General features: G+C 57.1%; 19 protein-coding genes. 4 read left to right on the top strand and 15 right to left on the bottom strand.

Annotated elements, in window-relative coordinates:
* Window positions 1–64: 64 nt before the first annotated feature.
* Window positions 65–709: a cytochrome c oxidase subunit 3 gene (locus ACYVHC_RS01845; protein ID WP_460611954.1), complete on the top strand. Its 645-nt coding sequence runs from the start codon at window positions 65–67 to the stop codon at window positions 707–709.
* A gap of 127 nt (window positions 710–836) precedes the next feature.
* Here the strand turns inward: ACYVHC_RS01845 and ACYVHC_RS01840 are convergent, their stop codons facing one another.
* Window positions 837–3,083, bottom strand: a complete 2,247-nt coding sequence (locus ACYVHC_RS01840; protein ID WP_460611953.1) for a gliding motility-associated C-terminal domain-containing protein — start codon at window positions 3,081–3,083, stop codon at window positions 837–839.
* Between the two features lie 155 nt (window positions 3,084–3,238).
* Between ACYVHC_RS01840 and ACYVHC_RS01835 the strand changes: the two genes are divergently transcribed.
* Complete coding sequence (locus ACYVHC_RS01835) at window positions 3,239–5,290, top strand: M1 family aminopeptidase (protein WP_460611952.1); 2,052 nt, start codon at window positions 3,239–3,241, stop codon at window positions 5,288–5,290.
* A gap of 81 nt (window positions 5,291–5,371) precedes the next feature.
* Here the strand turns inward: ACYVHC_RS01835 and ACYVHC_RS01830 are convergent, their stop codons facing one another.
* The 3 genes from ACYVHC_RS01830 to ACYVHC_RS01820 all read right to left on the bottom strand — a co-directional run bounded on the left by ACYVHC_RS01830 (window position 5,372) and on the right by ACYVHC_RS01820 (window position 8,037).
* Window positions 5,372–6,001, bottom strand: a complete 630-nt coding sequence (locus ACYVHC_RS01830) for a hypothetical protein (protein ID WP_460611951.1) — start codon at window positions 5,999–6,001, stop codon at window positions 5,372–5,374.
* A 264-nt stretch (window positions 6,002–6,265) separates the two neighbouring features.
* A complete protein-coding gene (locus tag ACYVHC_RS01825) occupies window positions 6,266–6,706 on the bottom strand; it encodes a DUF2147 domain-containing protein (protein WP_460611950.1) in 441 nt (146 codons plus the stop codon).
* 671 nt (window positions 6,707–7,377) lie between these two features.
* Complete coding sequence (locus ACYVHC_RS01820; RefSeq protein ID WP_460611949.1) at window positions 7,378–8,037, bottom strand: C40 family peptidase; 660 nt, start codon at window positions 8,035–8,037, stop codon at window positions 7,378–7,380.
* 191 nt (window positions 8,038–8,228) lie between these two features.
* On the opposite strand from ACYVHC_RS01820, the gene ACYVHC_RS01815 reads away from it, so the two are divergent.
* Complete coding sequence (locus tag ACYVHC_RS01815; RefSeq protein WP_460611948.1) at window positions 8,229–10,031, top strand: M61 family metallopeptidase; 1,803 nt, start codon at window positions 8,229–8,231, stop codon at window positions 10,029–10,031.
* 225 nt (window positions 10,032–10,256) lie between these two features.
* On the opposite strand, the gene ACYVHC_RS01810 is transcribed toward ACYVHC_RS01815, so the two are convergent.
* The 10 genes from ACYVHC_RS01810 to ACYVHC_RS01765 all read right to left on the bottom strand — a co-directional run bounded on the left by ACYVHC_RS01810 (window position 10,257) and on the right by ACYVHC_RS01765 (window position 22,789).
* Entirely contained in the window at window positions 10,257–11,831 is a 1,575-nt protein-coding gene (locus tag ACYVHC_RS01810; protein ID WP_460611947.1) for a S8/S53 family peptidase, read from the bottom strand.
* A gap of 194 nt (window positions 11,832–12,025) precedes the next feature.
* A complete protein-coding gene (locus tag ACYVHC_RS01805; protein WP_460611946.1) occupies window positions 12,026–13,960 on the bottom strand; it encodes a KUP/HAK/KT family potassium transporter in 1,935 nt (644 codons plus the stop codon).
* 128 nt (window positions 13,961–14,088) lie between these two features.
* Window positions 14,089–14,703: a hypothetical protein gene (locus ACYVHC_RS01800; protein WP_460611945.1), complete on the bottom strand. Its 615-nt coding sequence runs from the start codon at window positions 14,701–14,703 to the stop codon at window positions 14,089–14,091.
* 94 nt (window positions 14,704–14,797) lie between these two features.
* Window positions 14,798–15,430, bottom strand: a complete 633-nt coding sequence (locus ACYVHC_RS01795; protein WP_460611944.1) for an FKBP-type peptidyl-prolyl cis-trans isomerase — start codon at window positions 15,428–15,430, stop codon at window positions 14,798–14,800.
* A 252-nt stretch (window positions 15,431–15,682) separates the two neighbouring features.
* On the bottom strand, window positions 15,683–15,820 hold the full coding sequence (locus tag ACYVHC_RS01790; RefSeq protein WP_460611943.1) for a hypothetical protein: 138 nt from the start codon (window positions 15,818–15,820) through the stop codon (window positions 15,683–15,685).
* A gap of 287 nt (window positions 15,821–16,107) precedes the next feature.
* A complete protein-coding gene (locus ACYVHC_RS01785; RefSeq protein WP_460611942.1) occupies window positions 16,108–17,181 on the bottom strand; it encodes a bifunctional transcriptional activator/DNA repair enzyme AdaA in 1,074 nt (357 codons plus the stop codon).
* A 286-nt stretch (window positions 17,182–17,467) separates the two neighbouring features.
* Window positions 17,468–18,091 carry a T9SS type A sorting domain-containing protein gene (locus tag ACYVHC_RS01780; protein WP_460611941.1) on the bottom strand — a complete coding sequence of 208 codons (624 nt, stop codon included), beginning with the start codon at window positions 18,089–18,091 and terminating at the stop codon, window positions 17,468–17,470.
* Window positions 18,092–18,528: 437 nt separating this feature from the next.
* Window positions 18,529–19,596 carry an OmpA family protein gene (locus ACYVHC_RS01775; RefSeq protein WP_460611940.1) on the bottom strand — a complete coding sequence of 356 codons (1,068 nt, stop codon included), beginning with the start codon at window positions 19,594–19,596 and terminating at the stop codon, window positions 18,529–18,531.
* A 485-nt stretch (window positions 19,597–20,081) separates the two neighbouring features.
* Entirely contained in the window at window positions 20,082–20,957 is an 876-nt protein-coding gene (locus ACYVHC_RS01770; protein ID WP_460611939.1) for an aldo/keto reductase, read from the bottom strand.
* A gap of 875 nt (window positions 20,958–21,832) precedes the next feature.
* A complete protein-coding gene (locus tag ACYVHC_RS01765; RefSeq protein ID WP_460611938.1) occupies window positions 21,833–22,789 on the bottom strand; it encodes a hypothetical protein in 957 nt (318 codons plus the stop codon).
* 223 nt (window positions 22,790–23,012) lie between these two features.
* Between ACYVHC_RS01765 and ACYVHC_RS01760 the strand changes: the two genes are divergently transcribed.
* Window positions 23,013–23,462 (top strand): hypothetical protein, encoded by a 450-nt coding sequence (locus ACYVHC_RS01760; protein ID WP_460611937.1) that lies wholly within the window; start codon window positions 23,013–23,015, stop codon window positions 23,460–23,462.
* A gap of 92 nt (window positions 23,463–23,554) precedes the next feature.
* On the opposite strand, the gene ACYVHC_RS01755 is transcribed toward ACYVHC_RS01760, so the two are convergent.
* Window positions 23,555–25,240 (bottom strand): peptidoglycan D,D-transpeptidase FtsI family protein, encoded by a 1,686-nt coding sequence (locus ACYVHC_RS01755; RefSeq protein WP_460611936.1) that lies wholly within the window; start codon window positions 25,238–25,240, stop codon window positions 23,555–23,557.
* Between the last annotated feature and the right edge of the window lie 111 nt (window positions 25,241–25,351).

Genomic DNA, 25,351 nt, shown 5'->3' with positions numbered 1-25,351 from the left:
GGGGCGGAACTTATGGGCTTCGGATTGGTTTGCTTTATCGCACGCAGCCTTTGCTAGCCCACCCATGAATTCCGACCCAGAACGCACGAATAAAATCGGGGCCAATCGGCCTGCTTCTCCCTTCCAGCGCATGGAGCGCATGCCGCTTTTGCTGATGATGCTGTACCTGGGCATGGCCGGGGTTACGGTGCTATTCATTATGCTGCTGGTGGCTTATGCCTACACCCGCTACCACAGCAATGCCGCGCCAGGTATTTACCCGCTGCCGCGCTTTTTTTCGCTGAGCACCATTGTACTCCTGATCAGCAGCTATACCATCAACCAGGCCAGCCGCCTCTATGCCCAAGACGATTTGCGCAGCCTGGGCCGTTGCCTCGGCGCCACGTTGCTGCTCAGTAGTGTATTTGCGGGCCTGCAGCTACTAGGGTGGCGGGAGCTGATGAACCAAGGCGTGTTTCTTGATGGTGTAGCCAGCGGCACGTTTATCTACCTTATTTCGGCGTTGCACGTGGCCCACTTGCTGGGCGGCATGCTGTTTTTGCTGGCACTGCTGCTCCGTACCCAACACGCCGCCCGCGACGCCGTCCGGACACTGGTGTTTATTCGCAACCCCTACCGCCGCCTGCAATTGCGCATGGTTACCATCTACTGGCACTTCATTGATGTGCTGTGGGTAGTACTGTTTGCGGCGTTTCTGTTCTTGTATTAAGCTCCTTCACTCGTAAAAAAAGCCCAGCTTAGGCCGGGCTTTTTTGTTTTATGGGGCTAGTAAATCAGGCTCCGGCTACTAGGTATGTAACCGATTATTCAGCAGCAGGAAATTTACTAGGTGCTGTTTAGTTGGCAATCGTGATGGTGCCTTTGTAGCGTTTTTTATCGGTGAAGGTGATGAGGTAATAGTACACGCCGGCTGGCATGCCGCTGCCGTCCCAGCGGAAGCTGCGGTTGGCGGTGCGGTAGATGCGGTTGCCCCAGCGGCTGTAAATTTCCAGATCGGCAAAGCGGGAATTGCAGAAGTCGGGCGGCAGGTTGTTCTGCACGTTGTCCAGCTCAAAGAAGTCGTTTTTGTTGTCGCGCTGATAGGGCGTGATAATGTTGGGCGGCAGGAAAGCCAGGGTATCGGGGCTGCTGATTTCAAACCGAACTACCCGCGTTTGGGGCTCCGGGCGGCAGGTGCTTTCCTGCAGGGTAAACGTAACCTCCAGGCCTTCGGGCCGAAACGCGTCGCAGGTGGCTTCCCACCGAAACAGACCTAGTGCTTGCCCCGTCCCGTTGCGCGGCGTAAACGTCATGCCCGCCGCCGAGAGCTCAAACCCAGTACCCGCCGCTGCCATGGAAAGTGCGTCGTTATCCAGGTCCAGGCCCGTAAGGGTAGACTCAAATACGCCACCGAGGGGCAGCTTTATGACAATAGGAGAGGTAGTACCAGCCGGCTGCTCAGGGAAGGTGCTAGTAAGCGCCGGCGGCCGGTTGTCGTAGTCAATCTGGATGGGCACTACCAAGGAAGTGGTTTGCGCGTCATCGCAAGGAGAAGCTGATGCTGTGAATACGAACTCATACAGGGGCTTATCAACGGCCCGGCAATCTACGCGCCAGGTAAAGCGGCCATTTAGCTGGGTATTGGTTTGCAGCTGGGTTAGCTCAGCCCCCAAGGCCGCCGGTGTAAAGCCGCGGCCCGTCATCACCATTTTTATGGGGTCCTTATCAGGGTCGGTGGCTATTACATCAAACGTAATTAGGTCGCCGGGGCGGGCCCGCAGGGGCTGCACGGCGGTAGTGCGCAGCAGCGGCAGCGCGTTAGGGTCAGGCAGGGAGGTAAAAGCCACCCGAATGGTGTCGCGCTTGGGCAGGCTGCAGCCGTTGTCAGCCACTATCACATCCAGCAGATAGACCTTGCCTCGGGTGTCTAGGCACGCCGGAAAGCACAGGTTGGAGGTTAGCGTGTCAGGAGCATTAGGGGCCTTTACGGTGCCTTGCAGCACACTTAGCGTAGGAATGGGGGTAGTGAAGTTAACCGGCCGCAACGAAAGCGTGAGTGCTGAGGAGAGGTCAACATCGGTAAACTTAAGCGTGAAGCAGCGGCTCTTATCGGGTGTCAGGCGCAGCGTATCAATGCCCACGCGGTACGGCTGGCTGCGGTTGGGTACCTGCATCAGGATTTTGGGCCGCGCGTTGGTGGGGCAGCTGATAACCTTAAGCTGAAAGTCACGGCGGGTTTCGCCTAGCCTCACGCCCTTACGGTACTCGGTGCAGCGCACGCCAAATACAAACAGGCCCAGCTGCGTCGGGAGTACCTCCAGGCGGCCCGTCTGCCGGTCAATGGAGAGGGTAGGGTTGCCCGGAATCTGACGGCTAGTAGACAGGCCGGCATTCCATTGCACCGGTTCATAGGGGGCGGGCTGGGCTACCAGGGGTTTGGGCAGGAAGGTGGTGGAGTGGCCGTTCAGGGGCGTTACCAAGTCATATATCAGCGAGTCGCCATCGGCATCCTCACCACCAAAGTTGTAGTAGAACAGCTCCCCGCGGCAGGCGTAATCACTCAGAGGAGGAAAGATTTGGGGTGTGGAGTTGCGGAATTCTTTCCCATTGCGCGTTACGGCCGGAAACTCCAGATAGAACGCCTGCCCCGCGTTGCCTGGCCCCACAATGTTGCTGATGCCATTGTTGCGGCAGCAACGCTCTACGGCCACGTAATAGCCGGCTGCAGAGGCATAATTCTGGCTGGTAAGTGTAATTACCCGGGTGTACACCAGGCGCCGCGTAACCAGAGAAGGAGTAGTACAGGCTGGGTTGGTATAGCTAACGAGCGTGTTGTTGGTGAGAGGCAGATTTACGTCCATCATCCGGCCGTTGCTGGCCTTATCAAATATGCTGGCCGTTAGCTCTGAGTCCAGGGCGCCGGGCTGGCCATTCACGGCATCGAAATACAGGTTGAGCGTGAGCTGGTAGCTGTTGCCACTCAGGTATTGCAAATCAAGCTCTCCGCCCACAATGTGCGTGGCCCGGGCCGCAGGGGCCAGCAGCCATAGCACAAGCACCAGTAGGCTGCAACGAAGAGAATAAGGCAGAGTAGCAGTAGGCATGCACCAAGGTGGAATAGGACGTTACGAATAGCTAAATATACAAAGCACGACTACGGATCGGGTAGCTGCCGGCTATTTTATGTTGAGCATGTGCGTACCTTTCATGGCCTACTATAGCAGGCTGATCTATCCCATCCTTTCCCTCTTTTCAAGCTATGCGCTTTATTGTTTACTCATTTCTGTTGGCGCTGCTGCTAGCGGGGCTTTCCACTGCCGCGCAGGTGCCTGGGCCTGCGGTTTCGGTGTCCGATTTAAACGCTTCTATGGCCGAAGCCCGGGCCCACATCAAACACGCCAAAGCGGCCCGCACGGCGTACGCCAGCCTCTCGCACCGCCAGAAAATGGCCCGCTACGATGTGAGCTTTTATAAGCTCGACCTGAACCTGTCGAACACTTCCCGAGGCATTAGCGGTATGGCCCGCATGAAGGCCCGCACCCTGGCGCAGGGCATAGACTCGTTTGCCTTCGAGCTGCACTCGGCCTTTACCATTGACTCAGTGGTAGTGAATGGGAAGCGTAGCCCGGGCTGGCGCCGCAAAGGCCTCGGCGACATCACGGCGGGTCTTAAGCAGAGTGTAGGCCCCAATACGTGGTTTGATGCGTTGGTGTACTACCGGGGCATAGCGCCCGGAAGCACGGTTACGGCCAACGGCGCCGCCTTCAACTCGATGCCCGACCCTACCTACGGGGTGCGCACTACCTGGAGCCTCTCTGAGCCCTACAACGCCTATGAGTGGTGGCCATGCAAGCAGGTGCTCACCGACAAAGCCGATTCCTCGGAAGTGTGGGTATCTACTTCGGCCACCAACAAAGTGGGCTCGAATGGAGTGCTGGAGCGCGTTACTACCCTCCCGGACGGCCGCAAGCGCCACGAGTGGAAGTCGCGCTACCCTATTGATTACTACCTTATTTCGGTGGCCATAGCGCCGTATGTGGAGTACGTGAATTATGCCCAGCCGGCAGGTGGGCCCCGTATCCCCATCGTGAACTACGTGTACAGCCAAGCGGCCCTGAATTTCTTTAAAGCCGAAATAGACCGCACGCCCCCACTTATTGAGTACTTCTCAGAGCTAGTAGGCCTGTACCCGTTTGCCAAGGAAAAGTATGGCCACAGCATGGCGCCAATTGGCGGCGGCATGGAGCACCAGACGATGACAACCCAAACGAGCTTCAGCCTGACGCTCACGGCGCACGAGCTGTTTCACCAATGGTTTGGCGACAACGTAACCTGCGGGGCCTGGGAGGATATCTGGTTGAATGAAGGTTTTGCTTCCTACGCCGAGTATCTGGCCCTGGATAAGCTTACGGCCCACGAAACCGCCCAAGGGTGGATGAAGACCGCGCATTACTACGCCATGAACCGGTACGAAAATTCCCAGTGGAAGCCCATGACCGGGGGCAGCGTATGGGTGCCGGATACCACCAATCCCGACCGTATTTTTGACTATTACCTCACATATAAAAAGGCGGCCTCCGTGGTGCACATGCTGCGGTATGAGCTGAACGATGATGCCAAGTTCTTCCGCGCCCTGCGTACTTACCAGGATACCTACCGCGGCAAAACGGCCCGCACCCGCGACATGCAGCGGATTCTGGAGGCCGAAGCCGGGCGCTCGTTGCAGTACTTTTTTGATCAGTGGATTCGGGGACAGGGCTACCCCATTTTTGCCACCCGCTGGAATCAGGTCGGCTCCACGCTGTACATCAGCACCACCGAAACGGCCTCTATGCCCACGATTACGCCCTTCTTCGAGACGGATATTGATTACCAGCTGCAGTTTATTGACGGCAGCACCCGCACCGTTCGGATGCGGCAGGGAAAGCCGGTTACCTCGTTCTCGCTTCCTGAAGCGCGCATCATTGCCCGGGTTACCCGCGACCCGGAAGAGTGGCTGTTGAGCGGAGCGGCTAGCTCCATCATGCACGATGTGGCCTTGGTTACTAGCTCCCAAGCCGGTGCCAAGTTGCCAGTGCTTACCGTGTACCCCAATCCTTGCCGCGAGCAACTCCGGGTAGTTGACTTCAGCGGAACACGCGCCGAGGCCGAGGTGACGGATGCTACCGGTAGGGTAGTGCTGCGGCAAACCGTGCTGGCTTCGTCTCCGGTGCTTTTCACCGGCGCCTTGGCTCCGGGCCTGTACCACTTGCGGCTCACAGAAAGTACCGGCAGAGTTGCAATGGCTCGTTTCGTGCGGGCTGAAGAGTAAACACTAGCCCTAGTATACAACGAAACCCCCTCTCCAAAGCGGAAAGGGGGTTTTGTTGTATACTAGGGCTAGTAAAAGCGGCTAGCCGCGTGCGTATTTTCCAATCAGCTGCTCTACTTCTGGGGGCGCTCCGGGCAAATGAAATACCGCTTCCATGAGCTCATCGAAAGTATGAGCCGGCGTGAAAATGGAATCATCAAACGGGTTACTGAACACGCGGATAAAGCCCGGCTGGTCATTTATTTTGACCAAATCAATGGTGATGTTGCCGTACGCCTGGTTGCAGCGTCCGGTGCTGGTGCAGTCCTTGGGCTGGGGCTTAAGGAAGTGCTTTAGCGTAGTTTCTGAGTATTCGTCGTGCTGTACGGTTCGCTGGTCGGAGGCTCCTAGGTGGTAGCCCAGGGCCAGCACCCGGTCGCGGATGAAATCAAATAAATGGCGGAAGTTACCTGGCCCAATGCTGGGGTCGTAGAGAAATACGGCCCCTTGCCGGCGCGGATCGCGCAGGAGCTGCACCCGGAAACGGGCGCCTGGCAGCCCAGCTTTCTGATAGTGATACGCCTTAAAGTAAGGACCCATCCAGTTCAGATACACCTGCTGCGCCAGCCACTGCTGGCGCACCTGCTCCTCGGCGGCGCTGCGCTGCAACGGATGCCAGTCGGACGAAGGGGAGGGGCGGCCGGTAAAAATATGTTTGAACCGATTAAGCAAAATAGTCTGAATGTTTCAGGGGTAACACAGGCCCCGGCAAATGGTTTGAACGGCCGCGCCGCCCCAGCCCAGTAACAAGGGGGCTAGCAGCGCATTTGCCGCTAACCAAAATGCAGGCCAGCTTTGTTCACTAGCCCCAAGGTAGCACCCAAGCAAAGCTTCATAAACGCATAGGCACCTGCGCACGGAGCAGCCCACCACGCATAAAAAAACGACGCCCTTTATACAAAGGCGTCGTTTCTAGTAAAGAGAAAGCTAGTACGGCTATTTCACGCGCGTCCAGATCTGCGACTTGCCAATCAGGGAGAAGCCGATGTAGCCTTTCACTTCCATAGAGTTGGCATTTTCCATCTTCATGTAGCAAGAATACGTTTTGCCGGTCTCAGGGTCGTAGATTTTGCCATCGTCCCACTTGTTGTCCTCGTCGTATTCGAAGCCTTGCATAAACACCAAGCCTAGGCGCGGGCGTGTGCGCAACTTGGGGTCGGGGTTCATGGAGTCGGTTTTGGGTTTGCCGGTTTTGGGGTCGTTGGGCACGGTCAGCGTCACGATTTTGCCGCAAAGCTTATTGCCACACTTGTAGATTTCAAACGTAGCCTTCTTCTCAGCATTCGTCCAAACGCCCAGGGGCGAAAGCGACTGCGCGGAAGTTACCCCAACCAGGCCTAGGAGCATGCCAAGACAGAGGAACAAAAGTTTTTTCATGGTGTGTGATGTAAAAGTGGGTTTTCTGGGAAAAAGATAGGGGAAACTGCGGAAGAAATACAATTCTGCCTTTATTTGAACTGCCCGATATATGGCAACTATGGGGCCAACCTCTACATTTATTGTCGAGCTGGAAAAATTTTCAATTTAAAGCGCTTGAAATTCAGGTAGATGAGAAATATGTGCGCCTGGGGCTATAAATAATAGGTTTTTTATTTTGAACCATTCCCAGGGCTTTTAACTTTACCTACCGTAGCGAGTGCTACAGCCCCCGCCAAGCAGCCCTAAGGTGCTGGGAAGCAAAGCCCGGGTTATGTCGGATCTAAAGAAAGGAGGTACAAAATGTCTAGTAGTCCCAAACAAATCCTGCCAAGCCTGTCGAATGTAGTCCGCTTCACCGCCGGACGCGCTTAACAACAGCTTTCGCGCGGAACTCGCTTTTAACATAGCTTTTCCCGCATTCTGGCAAGGTCTTACGTGTTAAGTAGATGATGGGGCTGTACCCCAGACTCATCGCTTGGTAAGATTTGAAGGATTAGATGCCCGGTTCGCCCAGCAGCCCGTAGTGGTTTGCATAGGCGTACCGGGCATCGTTCTTTTAAGGCCCTTCATAAAACAAGTAAGAAGCCGGTTTGAACCGGTAGCAGGCCTAGTACAGAAGAAAGCCTCTTTTACAGCACGCGCCGTACCTGCATAAACCGCCGCTCATAATCAGTGCCTTCTACCTGACTGATTTTTACGCCCGACTCGCGGCGCGCTGACGAGGAGTGCACAAAGCGCATGGGCTCACCGGGTTTGCTGATGATGATACCGGCGTGACCGGGGGTAGTAGCGGTTTGAGCTGTGCCCGTAAACACCACAATATCGCCGGGACGCGCCTGGGTGCGCTCCACGGGGCGGCCTACATCAATGAGCATAGCCGTGGAATGCGGCACTGGAATTTTATAGCGGGCAAACACATAGTTCACGAAGCCCGAGCAGTCGAAGCCGGTTTCGGGAGTGCTGCCGGCGTAGCAGTAATTGGTGCCTAGCTGGCGCAAGGCAAACGTCACGACACTATCGGCACGGGGCGTGGGCTTGTTGCTGATAACATACGCTATGGCTCGTGGCGTAGTAGGCTTGGAGGCCGGCTTTACCCTAGGCGAAGAAGTAGTGGCGGGCTTGTGTGCCTGGTCGGAAGCAGGAGTGTAGGTTGCGGGCAGTGCCGGCGCCGAGTTAAGCGAGTCGGCAAGCGCCGGGGCTGAGGCCGGATCAGGGCCGCGCCGGGACCAGAGGGCGCTACCTACCACTGCGGCCACAAGCAGCACAAATACAAGCCAGACGTAACGCATACTACAAACTGAAAATAGAGGGGAACAGGAGTAGTTCTGTAACGGGGTGCCCGGGGCCCGGGTTCCAAACGGTTGAGTTTGCGGCGGCAGTACTAGCTCCTTATTTCCGCCGAAGCTTGCAGCCTGATCCGGATTTCGCCGTTCTTTGGCCCGGGCTTCGGCTCGTATTTCACTTCATCACGTTTGTTCTAATGCTCCTGACTCGTTCCTGCCGGCTGGCTGCAGTGGCCCTGGGCCTTGTGCTAGGCTCTGCTGGCTCCGCTGCGGCTGCCCCTGCGCTGCGCTACACCCTTTCCATGCCTGCGCCCCAAACCCACTACTTTGAGGTGGAAATGAAGCTCGATGGCTTCAACAAGGCCTTTACCGATGTGAAAATGCCGGTGTGGGCGCCCGGCTCGTACTTGGTGCGCGAGTTTGCCAAAAACGTGGAAGGCTTCTCGGCCAACGCGGGTAATGAAAACCTGCGCGTAGAGAAGGTTACTAAGAATACCTGGCGCGTGTACCATCCGAAGGCCAAGGATTTTACGGTGCGCTACAAAGTGTATGCGTTTGAGCTAAGCGTGCGTACCAGCTTTATTGATGCGGCTCACGGCTACGTAAACGGCACCAGCGTTTTCATGTACCCGGCTGAGGGCAAGCAGCTGCCTAGCACCTTAGAAGTAAAGCCTGCGCAGGGCTGGAGCCAGGTGAGCACCAGCCTGAAGCCCGCCGGCGGCACCTTCACGTTCCGCTCTGCTAACTACGATGAGCTGGCCGACTCGCCCATCGAAATCGGCAACCAAAAGCTGTACACATTCACGGCCAACGGCACGCCTCACACCATTGCCATGTTTGGCGACGTGAAGGTAGATGAGGCCCGCCTGACCCGCGACATGCAGCGCGTGTGCGAAGAGGCCCACAAAGTGGTAGGCCAGAACCCGCTGGACCGCTACTTGTTCATTGTGCACAACATTGACCGCGGCACGGGCGGCCTGGAGCACTTTTTTTCTACTACTCTCTCAGTATCTCGCAACGCGTATTCCTCGGAGGCGGGCTGGAAAGGCTTCCTGGGGCTGGTGGCGCACGAATACTTCCACCTCTGGAATGTGAAGCGCATCCGGCCGGTGGCGCTCGGGCCGTTTAACTACGATGAAGAAAACTACACCCGCATGCTGTGGGTAAGCGAAGGTGGCACAGAGTACTTCTCGAACCTGATTGTGCAGCGCGCCGGCTTCCTGACTCCCGACCAGTATTTGGGCGACCTGAGCAACGGCATCAACCGCGTAGAGAACACGCCCGGCAACAAGCAGCAGTCGGCCGCTGAGTCGAGCTTTGATGCCTGGATCAAGTACTACCGTCCCAATGAAAACTCCTCGAACACGGGCATCAGTTACTACGATAAAGGCGAAGTAATTGGAGCCGTGTTGGATTTGATGATCATCAACGAAACCAAGGGCCAGAAAAACCTCGACGACGTGATGCGCCTGCTCTACGACCAGTATTACAAGAAACTGGGCCGCGGTTTCACGGATGCCGAGTACCAAGATGCCGTAGCGAAAGTAGCCGGTCGTCGCTTCGATGACTTCTTCCGCCGCCACGTGTACGGGGTAGAAACGCTTCCGTATGGGCAGGCGCTGGGCTACGCTGGTCTGAAGCTGAGCGTAACGCCGGCCGCCGCCACCGAGTTCAGCCTGGGTGCCAGCATTAGCTCGGCGGGTGGCAAGCTAACCGTAGCAAGCGTAGTGCGTGAAGGCAGCGCTTGGCAAGGTGGCCTGAGCGTAGGCGACGAGATTCTGAGCGTAGATGGCATCCGCGTGACCGACGATGTAAACAAGCTGCTGGCTGGCCGCGCCGTGGGCTCGGAAGTAAAGCTGCTGGTAAACCGCGACGGGCAAATCAAGGAGCTGACGTTCCCGTTGCTGGCTAGTTCGCTGAGCCGCTACCGCATTGAGCGCGAGGCCAACCCCACCGCCGCGCAGCAAGCCGTGCTGGCTAAGTGGCTGCCCGTCCGGTAAACACTTGTGAACTCCCTAAAAAAAGCCCCGCCTGAATTCAGGTGGGGCTTTTTTATGTCTTTCGATGCAGGAGGAAAACTGCTTGCCACAGGATCAGGTTTGCTGAGCCCGGGAAGCAGTTCTAAAGCCAAATCACTAGGTGGGTTAAGCGGCCAAAGCGTGGTTAAGCTTCGGATTAAAATGGCCGAGGGGTTTACCTACTAACGGCACCTAGTAAACGGGGCATCAGAGCGGTACGGCGCCCACGGCGGTAGCCAGGTTTACGCGGCCCCACCCTAGGGTGCTGCTGCGGCCAAACCGGTTGCTGCTGGCGGCCACCAATCGGCTCATAATTTGGGCCCGAGTTTCGAAAGGATACTTAGCCCAGAGCACCGCCGTCATGCCAGCCATACTGGCCGTGGCTACCGATGAGCCGCCAATGGTGCTGGGCGCGTCGCCGCTCATGGCCAGCGTGAGGGGCCGCCGGTTGGTATCGGTGCGTTGCATTACCACCGTAAACTCTACGTCGGCGCCCACGTGGCAGTCGTCGCAACGGGAGGTGAGGTTGTCTTTTACGCCTGTAATGGCCACGGCTTCGGCCAGCGAGGCTGGGTACACCACGCCTGTCCAGCCGGAGGTCCAGTCGAAGGAAGTGCCCGCCGCGCAGAAGATAAGCTTGCCTTTGCCATAGGCATAGCGAATGGCATCCGTCATCTGCGACGACGAGGTCAGGCGGCCCATGCTCATGCTGATGATGCGAACATCGGAGCGGTTGCCGGCCAGCAGGTAGGCATTGGTGACGCCCTGCACTTCGCGGCTGGCATCTAGGAATACATCCTCAGCGGCCCGTACGGTAATCAGGTTGGCGTTGTAGGCAATGCCCACGCTGGCCCCATCAGTGCCGCGCGGAGCCGCGCAGGCCCCAGCCATGCCCGTGCCGTGGCCGCAGCCATCATTCGGCGTTTCGGTGGCGCCGTACGGAATCCCGAAGATGGTACTGCGGGGCAGCGTGACAAGTCGCTCAATGGTACGCCCGGAGCTCAAGCCCTGGTTGAAAGCGGAACCTAAGTTTTCCTGCGCATCAGAAGCGCCCGTGTCAATAATCAGCACTTTCATGCCCTGCCCGGTGCTCTGGCTCCAGGCCGACCGAATGCCGTGGTACTGATCTTGTTGGTTCCAGGAAGACAGACTCCCATTGCTGAGTACCGCGTAATCGGAGCCGGCAACCAGGCCGGAAGCGGCCGTGTTGCTGCCGCAGCCGCTGCTGCTGAGTACGGCGGCGGTTTTGTTGGCTGTCTGGTTTTGGTGGATGGGCTCGTAGCCGATGGGCTCCGCATAGCGCACCAGCTCCGACTGGCGCAGCGCCTGAATGGTGCTCAGTTGCCGGACCGTTACGGTAAGCACCGGCAGGCTGTTTTCCTCGAACACGCTCAATTGCTCCGCGGTCAGCTCGGGATGCGTTTTGCGCTCTTCAGCCAGAATAAGGGCTAGTACCTGGCCCCGGGCTTGCTGCCAGCTCGGCTCCTGGTGGGCATCATCGGGGAGCGGGGTAGTAGCCGCCACACCGGCGGGCCGGTACCCTACGGATAGCACCTGATCAGACTGCTGCAAGGCGCTCCAGACGGTGTAAGCTGAGGCCTCGTTCCAATTGAAAGTGCCCTTCTGGCGCAGAGTATTTAAAATCTGCTCATCGAGCTGCTGCGTGGTAAGGGCCACGTGTAACTCAGCGGCGGGGGAAGGAGCTGGGTCGGCGGTTTCCTGCTGGCAGGAGCCTAGGGCCAACACCAGCAGCGCGGCCGGATATAGGTAGTGCAGATGCATAAAATGGTGGGGTTTGGTTGTGGATAGATTGGAGTATTGAATTAAGCATAATATGGGATAAGTGCAAGTAGTGGCTTGGTATTGAAGCACTTAAACTTAGTTGCTGAGTCTGAAACGCAACCAAAAAGCCCTCCTGCGTAGCAAGAGGGCTTTTGTAGCTAGTGAAGCTAACCAATGAAGAACACTCGTCAGAACTAACGGATGCGCTTCAGGGCCACGTCGCGGACGGGAGTGATTACTAGGGGCACCTTTTCCACTTTCACCGAGCTAGTGTCAAGGCCGAAGTATTTGTCTTCGGAGGCAATGAATTGCTTGATGTAGAAGTACGCCTGCATCACTAGCTTCTCAACCACCGGAAACTCGTTTTCTACCGACAGGAATTTCTCCAGCACCACAAAGCGGAAGTCGCCGGTAACGTGCTGGCGGCTCAGGGATTCGTAGCGCGAGGTAATATCCACTTCCTGATTGCGCACCAGGTCTTCCACCACTTTGCGGAAATACAGGTTGATGCGCTGCTCCACCCGGAAGCCCAACCGGAACGTGATGCGGTAGGCATCGTCGTTGGCTAGTTCCGTAACCTTGTACTCCATAGTATACGGCTCATCAGTGGTATCTACGTGCACAAACCAATAGATATCAGCTCGTTTGGGGCGCTTCTGGAAAATGGAGTAGATGATTTTCGACTCAATTTCCGTCTGGCGCTCGGCCGAGGTCATGAACACGAGGTGCGTGGAGTATTTCGGCACCGACTCGTCGGCGCTAAGCTCCTTGAGCGCATCCATGTACGGGTCAATCTTCACGAATTCCGTCAGGCGGCGCTTAATGTAATAGGCCCGCAGCCAGACGTACATCACCGAAACCAGAATGAAGCTAATGGCCACCGAAACCCAGCCGCCGTGCGGAAACTTGATGAGGTTGGCTATCAGGAAGGAACCCTCAATCAGGCCGTAAATCAGTACAAACAGCGCAATTAAAGGCAGCGGCACGCGCTTGGCCCGCAACCACATGGAAAGCAGCAAGGTGGTCATCATCATCGTGATGGTGATGGCCAGACCGTAGGCGGCTTCCATGTTCTCTGATTTCTGGAAGTACAGCACAATGCCAATGCAGCCCAGCAGCAACAGCCGGTTCATGCTCGGTACATACAGCTGGCCCTTCACATCGGTAGGGTAGTTGAGCTTTACTTTGGGCCACATGTTCAGGCGGATGGCCTCAGAAACCAGCGTAAACGAACCGGTAATAAGCGCTTGCGAGGCAATAATGGCCGCCATGGTAGCCACCCCAATGCCAATCAGCAAAAACCAGCTGGGCATCAGCTCAAAGAACGGGTTGCGGCCCGCCAGCGGCTGGCCTTCGTTGGCTACTAGCCAGCCGCCCTGCCCAAAGTAGTTGAGCAGTAAGCAGGTTTTTACAAAAATCCAGCTGATGCGGATGTTGCCTTTGCCGCAGTGGCCCAGGTCGGAGTATAAGGCCTCAGCCCCGGTGGTACACAGGAACACCGCCCCTAGCAGCCAAAAGCCGCCGGGCGTGTTCACCAGCAGGTTGTAGGCATAGTAGGGGTTGATGGCCTTCAGGATTTCGGGATGCTGAATAATGCCCTTCACGCCTAGCACGGCCAGCATGCTGAACCACAAAAACATAATCGGGCCGAAGGCTTTGCCTACAATCTGGGTGCCGAAGCTCTGCAGCAGAAACAAGCCCACAATGATGGCAATGACGATGGGCACCGTCTGGATGCCCGGGTTTACGCGCTCCAGCCCCTCAATGGCTGAGGAAACCGAAATGGGTGGCGTAATCACGCCATCGGCTAGCAACGCTGCACCCCCAATAATGGCCACAGCCGAAAGCCAGCCGCCGCGCCGCCGCACCAGGGCAAACAGCGAGAAAATGCCGCCTTCGCCGTTGTTATCGGCATTTAGTGTGAGCAGCACGTACTTGATGGTGGTCTGCAGGGTAAGCGTCCAGAGCACGCAGCTGATACCACCGTACACCAAATCTGCCGTGATAACGCCGGGTACAATGGCCTTCATTACGTAGAGGGGCGAAGTGCCGATGTCGCCGTAAATGATGCCTAGGGCAATGAGCAAGCCCGCCGTAGAAATGGCGGTATGCTGGTGTTTGGCGTCCATGTGAACAGGAATAGAATGAGGATAGCCGTTTTTGGCAAGCGGCGCCAAAGGTAGGTGTTGCGCGCGAACTGCCCACGCAGCTGCGCTTTCGGCAACTACCTCGGCAATGTTAGAAGTGAACGTGAGGGTTAGGGCGCGCTAGGCAGGCCAGAAGGAGTGGGCCCGGGAAAGGAAGTTGCGTGGAGCCAGTAGGCAGCGTCAGCGGCGGCCTCGTTGTGGCGTTGTTGAATGCGACGGTTCGCTTCCTGCGCCAATTGCTGCCATGTGCGGGCACCGCCGGAAAAGGCAAAGTGGCGCGGCTCGCGGCCGGGCCGGTGCAGGCGCCAGCGGTTGGTGCCGCGCGCTCCCCAGGCCAGCAGCGCAATACCCACGCCCATGCCCAACGCCGCCGGCAGGCTGCGCAGCCAATACTGCAGAAAACCCAGCAAAAACCCGCACAACACAAAAGCACCCAGCAGTACCCCCAGCAGCCAGCGCACCGGGCGCACATCCACGCCTTCCAGCTCCCGCCAGCCAAACAGCTCGCCGTTCAGCTCCAGGGCATCATTAGTAAGCGCCACGCGGCCGTCTTCGCTGCGGATAGTAAGAAAGTGCTCGGGCGGGGGCGGCGGAAGCGGCTGAAATCCGGTATCGGTTTCAGAGGGGTTGGGCTCCGGGAAAGGGGTAGCGGCCGGGGCCGGCGGGGTAGGCTCCGGGGTTTCGGGCGCCGAGCCAGGTAGTAAGGGAGTTTGGTCGTCTGTCATAGCCGAAAAAGCCCCGCTGCTCGTGGTAGTTCGCACCCACAGAGGCGGAACGACAGGCACGGGGCGCAGCGGGGCTTGCATTCGGAAGGATTGCCTAGTTGTTTACTTTCAGCAGCTCTACATCAAAGATGAGGGCGGAATCGGGGCCGATGTCGCGGCCGGCACCACGCTTGCCGTAGGCCAGATCTGAAGGGATGTACAGGCGCCACTTTGAGCCTTCGGGCATCAGCTGCAGGGCTTCTGTCCAGCCAGCAATTACCTGGTTTACGCCAAAGGTAGCAGGCTGGCCCCGCTGATACGAGCTGTCGAATACGGTGCCGTTGGTGAGCGTGCCGTGGTAGTGGGTGGTTACCGAAGCGCTGGGGCCGGGCTTGGGGCCGTTGCCTTCTTTTAGCACTTCGTACTGCAGGCCGCTGGGCAGGGTAGTGATGCCGGGCTTGGCGGAGTTTTCTTTCAGGAAGGCTTCGCCTTCGGCTTTGTTGTTGCTCATGGTACCAGAGTCTTGCGTGGAGGAGGATTCTTCGTGGGCTTCCATCTGCTGCTGCAGTTGCTGCATGGCGCTTTGCATTTGCTCGGGCGTCAGGCGGCTGGGCTCGCCGCCCAGGGCTTCCTTCATGCTCTGGGCAAATACGTCAATGTCCAGGTCGAGGCCTTGCTGGGCGAAGTTGCGGGCCATGTCGCGCCCAATGATGTAGCTGATTTGCTCTTTCAAGCCGGTCAGGTTCATAAACTGCTGAGTTGAGCTGGACAGTGAGTTCCGAACAACGTATTCGGGAGCCAACAGGCCAGCGCGTGAGAGAATGGAAGCGGCCCACCGCGGGCCGCCGTAGCTGTGAAGTACCGAAAACAGGCGGGAATGGATGTGGTTTTTTTTGCCTCCACCGCTTAACCCCCTGAAAATGACCTTCGGTTTGTTCCTGCCTAAACGCAACAAACCCCGCTGAGGGCGGGGTTTGGTAGAATTGAGGCCACTTTTTGCCTAGCAGAAGTGAAGCTCTTCTTCATCCTGAAGATCAAAAAAAAGGTTCAGGTTGCGTACCTGGGCCGCCAGGAAGCCCAATGAACCGATACCTCCCAGAACCAGCAGCGAAGAAATGGCAGCAGTGCTCTTTTTCATATGATTTGTTGTATGTAGATGCAGGTCAGCTTCTTGACTGCAAAGATACTACGCAAAGCTTGTAAAATTGTTATGCAAGCATCATTTATTTGCCAGCTGCCTCGCTTCTCGGTGGGGCATTCAGTGCGGCGGCACTTGCCCACTTTCTGCGTTTTTGTAGCCTAAGTTGCTGTTCTCTGCAAAGTGCCCCAACCCCAGTGCACCCCGAAGTTGGGTTGGCCGCAAAGTAAGGGCTAGGGCAGGAGAGCGTACCGAAATGCCTGGCGCTACCACTTGGCCACATGTACTCAGGAAGCTACAGCCGTTGTCAGACGGTGCCGCTGCTCCAGTTCCAGCAGCCACTGCTTACGCCAGAGCCCGCCCGCGTAACCCGTCAGGTGCCCATCGGCCCCAATGACGCGGTGGCAGGGAATGATGATGGCCACGCGGTTCATGCCGTTGGCTGTAGCCACTGCCCGCACGGCACCAGGCCGGCCCAGCGCCACCGCCTGCTGCCCATAGGAGCGGGTAGTGCCATACGGAATGCGGCCCAGTTCCTGCCACACGGCCTGCTGAAACTCGGTGCCAGGCGTAACCAGGGGCACGGTAAACTCGTGGCGGGTGCCGGCAAAGTACTCGGCCAGCTGCGCACGGAGTAAGGCAAAATGGGGGTTGTCGCTTTGCACGAGGGTAGCGTTGAGCCGCTTGGTCAGGTCTTTTAGTTCGGTTTCCAGCATGCGCCGGTCCGTGAACTCTAGCAGGCAAATTCCCTGTTCTGTGCCGCAGGCCAGCATGGTACCCAAGGGCGTTTCCAGGCGCGTGAGGTTCAGGACCTGCTGCTGCCTGCTCCGGGTGGGAGCTACGCCAAATACAGCTTTAAACGACTCCTGAAACCCGCTCAACGACTCAAAGCCACTATCGAAGGCCGCCGCCGTAACCGTGTCGCCGTTCTGAATTTTCTTGAAGGCCAGGTTGATGCGGTTCAGGCGCTGGTAGGCTTGGAAGGTGATGCCGTGCTGGCGCAAAAACCACCGCCGCACGGTGGCGGGCTCCAGCCCCTGCTGGCGCAGGCTATAATCAGTGATTTTGACGCTGGGCTGCGCACTGAGCTGCTGCAGCAGGTGGTGAATAAACAGTGGGGTAGTGTCGCGGGCGGTGAGGGGTGTGCACACTTTGCAGGGGCGGTAGCCATGCAGCAGCGCTTCTTTGGTAGTGGCAAAGAACTCCACGTTTTCGGGTTTGGGCTTGCGGGCCGTGCAGGTCGGGCGGCAGAAAATGCCCGTGGTTTTTACGGCCGCAATAAAGCGCCCTTCATACGAGGCATCTTTGGCTACCAGCGCCTGGTAGCACTCGGCAGCGGTGGTTTCTAGAGTCGGAAGCATACAGCAGGGCAGGAAGTAGATGGATGGCACTTAGGTGATGATTGCAAAACTCGCCCACCTGCCGCCGGCCCGCAACCGAAAAATAGACAAGCATTTTTCTAGTTGCTGTAGCTTCGGTTGTCCCTGTCTTCTGCCCACTTTAAACCACTCCGATGCCCAGTAAATTGGCGGGTACATACCAAACCTAGCTGGTGTCCAGTTCAGCTACCTACCGTAGGCGCTTTCCAGTTGACCCCAAAAGCATCTGCCGCTGAAATACCCATTCACGGTAGTTCAGTTCTGTATGTCAGTGTGTTATCACTAGACGTTGCCGCGCTACAACCGCATTGTTCATGATGAGGCAGTAGAGGTAAAAGCCGCCGGGCAAATCGGCTACGTCCATGGAAAGCTCCTGCTTGGGTAACGCCGCGCGCACGTCCATTCGGCGTACTAGGGTGCCGCGCACATCAAACACCTGAATCGATTTCGGCGAAGAGCCCAAGTCTTCTTTTAGCTGCACCGTTACCTGCTCGTGGGCCGGATTGGGGTAGCAGCGAAATGCTTCCGCGGCCAAATCAGCAGCGCGCACGGGGGTAACAGTGGCTACCGTGATTCGGCCGTACATGCCCACGCCTGGCCCCCCATGGAAGGTGCAGTGATAGGGGAATGAGCCAGCAGCAGAAAACGTGATGGATTTGGTTGGCGTGGCCGTGTTGATGGTGAACGTGGGCCAGGCAGCATTATCGGAGGCCGTTGGGTGAGTGGCACTTCCGCCCTCGTATTGCCACGTAACTACGTCACCGGGCTGAATAGTTACTTGAATGGGGTCGTAAAAATTGTCCCCAACCTTGATAATTACGGTGGCGGCTTGTGCCGAAACGCCCATAAAGAGCAGCGCCAGCCCAATCAGAATGTGCGTAAAAGTTTTCATCTTCTTGCGGTAGTAAAGTGAAACAGTACCTCGACATCGATTCCCGCTCATGCAGGTGAGTGTAACGCAGCAGGAGAGTCTGCCGCACCGAATACATAGTTCCGCTTGCAGGGGCTAGTCCTTAGCCGTATGAAAGGCCTAGCGACATGCGGATGCTCTGGTGTACTACTCGGAGCAAGCAGCTGATTGGTTGCCTAGTGAAAATGAATACTATGTTCTCGTCCGGAAAAGGAGGTGGCCAACTGTTATATATCAATGAAATGTGGCCAACCAGTTGACAGAACGCGTGCAAGGTGCTGGGTAGAGCGTTACCAGGCATCTGCCGACTAGCCCCGCCAAAAACCTAAAGTGTTCATTAAGGCCGAGACCAGACATAGCGAAAACGGCGGCCTGTAGTACAGACCGCCGCGGACTAGGCTAGTAAAAAAATCAAACTGCTACTCAACCTGCGCTACTTCCACGCGTCGGTTGCGGGCATCGGGCGAGGGGTGGAGCGGGCGCGAATCGCCGTAGCCGATGGTACTGAGGCGTTCGGCTGCAATACCGGCTTTTACGAGGTAGGCTTTTACGGCTTCCGCGCGTTGCTCCGAGAGCAGTTGGTTTTTCTCGGGCTCACCAATCTTATCGGTATGGCCGGCGATGCGCAGTTTCAGCGTAGGGCGCGCTTTCAGCTCCGCAGCCAGCTGGTCAAGAGCCGGAATGCCTTCGGGCAGCAACTCAGGGGTGCCAAGCTTAAACAAGACGGTGGGCAGTACGACCGGTGTAGGAGCCAGAATGGGCGCTGGTGCTTGCTGCCGTGCTGTATCGGGCCGGGAAGGTGCGGGGGCCGGACTGGCCGGTTTGGGTTTGGGAGGGGAGGCGCCAGTAACCTTTATGGTAATGGGCACCGCTGAGCTCTGACTGGTGGGGTAGAAGCTTTGCGTCAGATAGAAGGTAGTGGTTTTGCTGAGCTTGGTCCGGAACGTGTTGCCTGTGTTCACGGGCTGTTTCAACTCCGCGTCAGCAAACCACAGCACGTTGCGGCCCGATACCCGAATGGTGCTTTCGGTGCCCGCAGGTACCGTAGCCGCCGATTTCAGCTTGATGCGGTAAAACGTAAAGGTGCCTTTGTCGCAGTCGCCGATGGGTTGGTACGTAGCGCGGCCGGTCAGCTTCTCCAGGGCTGGATCATAGGTGAACGTGATGAAACCTTCGCACCAATAAGAGCCGGGAGTGCGCCCGGTTTCGCTGAGCTTCTGCTGATGCTCGAGCCGCAGACTGGTAGCCGATTGGGTGCCCTTCACCTGAAACGTGACCGTAACGGCCGGCTGTCCGCCCACTTCCTGATACAGCACCCCAAACAAGCCCGCGCCGCCACTTTTCTGCAACCGGAGCACGGCCGGCCAGGTCTCGCCTGGCTCCCCGGTGTCGGTTTCTACACCTTGCCAGATGCCTGCCAGAGATTGTGCCCGCACTGGCCCCGCCATTAGCAAGGCCACCATACTAATCCATAGGATGCGTTTCATTTGGCTACGTAAGGATAGGGTACTAGTTAAAATCCAGGTCGACATAGCAAAACAGGCCGGTAATTTAATGGACGCTTTCATCGGTTTCAAGCCAAAACGAAGCTGAAGGACAGTTGTTGCAGTGCAAAAAAGGCTAGGTCCGTAACCGTCGCAAACCGGCTGTAGCTACTATCGTACCCTCCAAAACAAGCCGGTGGATAAGCGGCAAATTGTTGCTAGAGCTAGGGTGTAGACTGTAAAGCTCTCCTGAAGTAAAAAGAACGTCCTGCTGAAAAGCACGTCATGTTGCGCTAGCTAAAGCGTCTTGCTTGCGAATAGCGGCCTAGCAACGATCATGCTGAGCGGAGTCGAAGCATCTTGCTCGAATTGTTGAAATGATACCTCACCATCAGCACGCGAGATGCTTCAGTTAGCGCAGCATGACGTGCTTTTCAGCACGAGCTTTTGCGTTTGCTGTCCGCACAGCCCAGGAAAGTGAAAGGGCTTTATCCCAAGTCCGCCATATCCTCGGTGCTCAGCCGGATATTGGCGGCCTGCAGGTTTTCCCGCAGGTGCGCCAACGAAGAAGTGCCCGGAATGGGCAATATCCAGGGGGAGCGGTGCAGCAACCAGGCAATGTTAAGTTGAGCTTCTGTAGCGTGGTGCTTCCGGGCTATTTCCGCCAGCTTATTGCCCGCCTTGGGCAGGCCGTGAATGAGGGAGAAAAAGGGAATAAGCGGTATGCCGCGCTGCTCGCAGAGGTCCAGCACTTCCTCGCCGCCGGGGTTGGCCCCGTGCGGCAGCTGCACTGTGGTGCGTTGGGCGTAGCTGTACATGTTTTCTACGGTAGCAATTTCGCCTAGTTGCAGTCCGGCCTCCAACTCCTGGCGGGTTATATTGCTCAGGCCTACGTGCTGAATCAGGCCCTGCTGCTGCATCTCGAACATGGCGCCCAATTGCTCGTTCAGCGGCACCGGGCCGTGGCCCATCAGGCGCAGGTGTACCAGCTGAATTTGTTCTAGCTTCAGGGTGCGCAGGTTATTTTCAATGCTGGCCCGCAGGTTTTCGGGCCGGTTATAGGGCACCCAGCTTTTATCGGGGCGGCGGGTGGCACCCACCTTGGTGCAAATCACCAGGTCCTGGGAGTACGGGTACAGGGCTTCTACAAGCAGTCGGTTCGTGACGTCCTCGCCGTAGTAGTCAGCGGTATCCAGGAAGTTCACGCCCAACTCAACCGCCGTTCGCAGAATTTGTAGCGCTTCGGAGCGGTTGGCCGGTTCGCCCCAAATATCCGGGCCCGTCAGGCGCATGGTGCCATAACCCAACCGATTGACGGTTAAAGGCTGGGCAGAGTTGGGAGCAATAGTGAGGGTAGTAACCATAAGGGAAGAAATAAGGATAGGGAGCGTGCCAGAAGCTGCTAGGTACTACTATTAACCAAACCGCCGCCAAGTCTACTTCAGCCAGCGCTAATAAAAAAGGAGCAATACCGTATGCACACGTCCACAATGCTCCTGAAAACACACGGGCTACTTCTTTCGGAAATGGCTGTAGGCTAGAAGTACGCCCCCGATGAAAAGGAGAACTAATACTGAAAGCGGCAGCGCACCAGCTCCTAACCATGCATATATAGGAAATACAACTCCGGCACAAACAGCTACAATTAACCCCAAGGCTGCTAGTACTGATGAGCTAGGCGAGGAGACACGTTGAGTAGCTGCTGTATTAGTAGTCTGGGGCCGAATAGGGCGTAGCGCTAGTTGTCGCAGTGGAGCTGCCAAACGAGCATAGGCCTTTACTTTGGGCAGAACTGGTTGGCGTAGCCGATGGCTAGCAGCAGGACGGGTGGCCGTCTTGGCCCTCTCAGGAGCAGCTGTTGGGCTAGTAGTAGCGGAGAGCCCTGAAATTGAAGTAAGAGCAACAGGAGCGGCAACGGTAGCTACGGGTTGGTGGACGGCCGAAGTAGCAGGCAACACAGCGTATGGTGCACGGCTACAAGCCGCTAGGCTGCCTAGCAGGACAAACCCAATAACAAAGTAAAAACGCATGCGAACAAGTAGTGGTAGGGTCAATAGAAAAGCTTTTTAGAGAAGCCTAGCAGGTAAGCCCAAACTCAAGTCAATGTCAAGACAGAGTGGGGTACCCCAGTGCTAGCTACGGGAGAGTGCAAAGGCCATCGAATGAATAGGGTATACATACCACGGCCCGCTCCTAGGTAAGAAGCGGGCCGTGGCCGCAAGGGCAGGAGGCGTATGTGCTAGTCTTCGTCGGGTGCCGCTTCCGACTGCTGCATACCGCCGCCGCCCAGCATAATGGCCAACGACTTCATCCCGATTTGCAGCTCGTCTTTGGCGTAGTCGAGGATGGGGGTTGTGGCTTTGATCTGTAGGTCCTGTGAGGTCACGGGTTTGAGCTGCACGCTGGCAAACTCATATAGCATCCGCTGCTTGCGCTCCTTATCGAAATACACAATCAGCTTTGTAATACCATGCTTTTCCTTGACATACACGGGATGGGCAAAATTCAGCATCTGCGGAATCTGGGCCGAGGTCCAGACGTCCAGGGCAACTGGCTTTTGGCCCGTAGCTCCCGGCTTATTTGTTGCCGAAGCGGCGGCTCCAGGTTTCAGGGTGTAGGTAGTTTTCAGGCTGGGGTACCCGGCTACTAGGCTGGTTTCAGTGGTGGTTTTCAGGGTGTAGTCTTCTTCCGTTACCACAATGGTTTGCCAGCTTTTTTTCAGAGTAGCAGCATTGTAGCTATACGCCACCTGCTCCGGGCTGGCCTGAGCTGTCAGAAGCAGTATCCCGCTGTTTTTGGCCCCGTCGAAGTAGTTTTCCAAATGGTACGACAGGCCATCGGTACTGACGCGTGCTTCCTGGCCCCGCAGGTAAATCGTGCCTTTGCGGGGTAACATCATGGCGCCCATTGCCATGGCCGGGTCAAGCTTTGCGGCCTCGGCCTGAAACTGCTGCTGCTCAGCCGGCGTCATGCGCATAGCTAGTTGCTGCATTTGCGCCTGCACATTGCCCTTAGCTGGGTCAATCTGACTGAGTAGCTTATCAAAGGGGTTGCCCGGCAATGATACCCTAGTGGTAATGATGCCTTGGGTAAAAGTGGCAGGCGGCGCGCCCACAGGGGCCGGAAAGGAGGCAGCCGCCAGTAGCAAGGCAGCCGCTGGCATCACAAGGAAGACAAGACGATGTCTGATTTGCATAGTGTGGTAATAAGTGTAGAAAGAATAGGAGGAAACTCGTGGCAAGCTATATAGATAATTTGTAATAGAGGTGGTAAGCACAAATTGATAGATGTGATTCCCCCTTAGGCTTAGCGCAGTGCCTTCTTGTGAGTAGCTTGCCGCTTCAGCACCATACTTTTTTATATGAAATACATTTTTAACCCTTTTTCTCCTTGTTGCAAGTGTTCAGGCCCAGGCCCAGATGGGCTTTATTTATGGGGCCCGGGCTGCTAGTGCCGCCGTTACCTTAGCCTCCAGGCACAAGAAAAAGCCTGCTAAAGCTGCTGCCCTTGACAAGAAAGCGCCCACCGAGGCTACCGCAACTCCCGCGCTAGGTCGCGGAGTAACTGCCTTGTCTTACCGTGGCCAGACAATTCCTTGCAAGCGCACGGACGCAACCACATTTAAAGGTGCTGGTGGGGCCGAGATACAGGCCTTAGAAACCTTGCTGGAGGAGCGCCGCACGGCATTGTTGGCAGATTCAACCACCTCATTTCTCACGGTGGAGCAGACTGCAGCTATTATAGCAGCTGAGCATACTGCCGTAGCTGCGCGGCGAGAGTGGAATTATGCCCCTTACCGCAAGGAACTAGCCCTTTATCAGCAGGAGGAAGCCCGCCGGCAGAAAGCCACCACCGCTCCGGTAAAGTAGACAGCTCTTTTTATCTGACAACGCCCGCTTCTCTGTTCGCAGAAAGCGGGCGTTGTTTTATGCCATAAGCCTACAAACTATGGGTGGGCACTTCACTGCTCACGTCGGGCGCGGTTCTGGATGCGCTTTTCCCACCGTTTGCGCTTGGGCGCGATGCTGCCGCGCAGGTACTTTTCCATCACCATTACGGCGCAGGGTGCAGCGGCAGTGGCCCCAAAGCCTGCATTTTCGATGTACACTGCTACGGCTATTTTAGGGTTATTGGCTGGGGCAAAGCCCACGAAGGCAGCGTGGTCATCACCCTCGTCGTTTTCGACGGTGCCGGTTTTGCCCGCCACTGTAATACCCACATCGGCGAGGCTGGAGGCATCAGCGGTGCCGCCCTTCTGCATTACAGCTACCATACCGGGTACCAGGGCCGCGAAATGAATGCTATCAATAAGGGTGTACCGTTTTTCGCGAAAACGCAGCAGCGGTCCACTGTCCCCAACACTGCGCACTAGGTGGGGGGTATAGTACCAACCTCGGTTGGCAATGATGGCCACCATATTAGCCATTTGCAGGCCCGTCAGGTTGATTTCGCCCTGGCCGATGCTGAGCGAGTAAATAGAGCGGTACGTCCAGCGAGTGGTGCGGCGGGCCTTGTCGTAATACGCCGGGGTAGGCAAGAAGCCGGGCGCCTCGCGCGGCACATCTACGCCTAGCACTGAGTCCAGCCCAAACGAGCGGGCGTAGCGCCGCCACTGGGCTAGGTTGGCGTGGCTGGCGGCTACCGTATCTACCACCGCCACGCTGTCGGGCATGCGGTTTATGAAACTTTGCATCACCTGGTAGAAGTACGGGTTGCAACTGTATTTGAGGCCTGCCGTCAGGTTTTTGCCCGGACGGTGGTCATGCACACAACTCACCAAGGACTGGTCGCAGCGAAAGGCGGTTTCGGGCGTAATGGCACCTAGTTGCAAGGCCACGGCGGCATTCACCAGCTTAAACACGGAGCCCGGCGGATTGGCCAGCATGGCCGGGCGGTTCAGCAGCGGCATATCCTCGTGTTCCAGCAGCTTAGCCCGCACACCAGCCTGGTCGGGCGCCGTAATGGTAGCCGGATCGTACACCGGTGCCGATACGTAGGCCAGGATTTCGCCGGTGCGCGGATCCAGGGCCACGAGGTAGCCCTTGCGGCCTCCCAGCAGCTTTTCGGCGTAAGCCTGTAGCTTGACATCCAGAGTCAGATGCAGGTCCTGGCCTTGCTGAAAGGTAGTATCCTTGGCCCACGTGCCGTGCTGTATGCCTTTGGCATCTACCAGCGGGTGCAGAAAGCCGTGCCGACCGTTGAGCAGACCGTTGTAGTAGGTTTCCACTCCGCCGTTGCGCAGCCTATAGAAGCGGCCGCGTCGGTAGCGTTTGGCCTGGCGGTAGAAGGCCTGTGCCTCGCTGTTTCTATAGCCCAACACCGGCGCCCCCGCGGCGGCATTATACACGCGCTGGCGGCGCTCTGTTACTATAAGCATAGGCCAATCGGCGCTGTCGCGGCGCACGCGCTTGGCTTCGGCCGCAGTTACACGGAGCTGAACGGGGTATCCGGCCGGTGCTTCCTCATAGGGTAACGCATCTGCAATACGCTGCCGGACCGTTGTGGAATCCCAGCCCAGCAACAGGCCTAGGGCCAGAGTATCGAGCGGTGGGCGGCGTGGCAGCGTTAGCAGAAATACAGAGCGGGTATCTACCAACACGGAGTCGTAGCGGTCGAGGATGCGGCCCCGGATAAGAGAATCATCCACAACAACGCGTTGCCGCGAATATACCTCACCCGTTTTAGGGTCTTTGGTGGGTACGTCAGGTTGTTGGGTAGGAGAGGAGCAGGCGGCTAAGCCTACGAGCAGGGCTAGTGA

This window comes from Hymenobacter seoulensis, from assembly GCF_054780535.1.
This window is presented reverse-complemented; position numbering and strand designations above follow the sequence as displayed.

Excerpts from the sequence above, each read along its gene's own strand:
- ACYVHC_RS01845 (WP_460611954.1), top strand. The coding sequence starts at position 65 with ATGAATTCCGACCCAGAACGCACGAATAAAATCGGGGCCAATCGGCCT.
- ACYVHC_RS01840 (WP_460611953.1), bottom strand. The coding sequence starts at position 3,083 with ATGCCTACTGCTACTCTGCCTTATTCTCTTCGTTGCAGCCTACTGGTG.
- ACYVHC_RS01835 (WP_460611952.1), top strand. The coding sequence starts at position 3,239 with ATGCGCTTTATTGTTTACTCATTTCTGTTGGCGCTGCTGCTAGCGGGG.
- ACYVHC_RS01825 (WP_460611950.1), bottom strand. The coding sequence starts at position 6,706 with ATGAAAAAACTTTTGTTCCTCTGTCTTGGCATGCTCCTAGGCCTGGTT.
- ACYVHC_RS01820 (WP_460611949.1), bottom strand. The coding sequence starts at position 8,037 with ATGCGTTACGTCTGGCTTGTATTTGTGCTGCTTGTGGCCGCAGTGGTA.
- ACYVHC_RS01815 (WP_460611948.1), top strand. The coding sequence starts at position 8,229 with ATGCTCCTGACTCGTTCCTGCCGGCTGGCTGCAGTGGCCCTGGGCCTT.
- ACYVHC_RS01810 (WP_460611947.1), bottom strand. The coding sequence starts at position 11,831 with ATGCATCTGCACTACCTATATCCGGCCGCGCTGCTGGTGTTGGCCCTA.
- ACYVHC_RS01805 (WP_460611946.1), bottom strand. The coding sequence starts at position 13,960 with ATGGACGCCAAACACCAGCATACCGCCATTTCTACGGCGGGCTTGCTC.
- ACYVHC_RS01800 (WP_460611945.1), bottom strand. The coding sequence starts at position 14,703 with ATGACAGACGACCAAACTCCCTTACTACCTGGCTCGGCGCCCGAAACC.
- ACYVHC_RS01795 (WP_460611944.1), bottom strand. The coding sequence starts at position 15,430 with ATGAACCTGACCGGCTTGAAAGAGCAAATCAGCTACATCATTGGGCGC.
- ACYVHC_RS01790 (WP_460611943.1), bottom strand. The coding sequence starts at position 15,820 with ATGAAAAAGAGCACTGCTGCCATTTCTTCGCTGCTGGTTCTGGGAGGT.
- ACYVHC_RS01785 (WP_460611942.1), bottom strand. The coding sequence starts at position 17,181 with ATGCTTCCGACTCTAGAAACCACCGCTGCCGAGTGCTACCAGGCGCTG.
- ACYVHC_RS01780 (WP_460611941.1), bottom strand. The coding sequence starts at position 18,091 with ATGAAAACTTTTACGCACATTCTGATTGGGCTGGCGCTGCTCTTTATG.
- ACYVHC_RS01775 (WP_460611940.1), bottom strand. The coding sequence starts at position 19,596 with ATGAAACGCATCCTATGGATTAGTATGGTGGCCTTGCTAATGGCGGGG.
- ACYVHC_RS01770 (WP_460611939.1), bottom strand. The coding sequence starts at position 20,957 with ATGGTTACTACCCTCACTATTGCTCCCAACTCTGCCCAGCCTTTAACC.
- ACYVHC_RS01765 (WP_460611938.1), bottom strand. The coding sequence starts at position 22,789 with ATGCAAATCAGACATCGTCTTGTCTTCCTTGTGATGCCAGCGGCTGCC.
- ACYVHC_RS01760 (WP_460611937.1), top strand. The coding sequence starts at position 23,013 with ATGGGCTTTATTTATGGGGCCCGGGCTGCTAGTGCCGCCGTTACCTTA.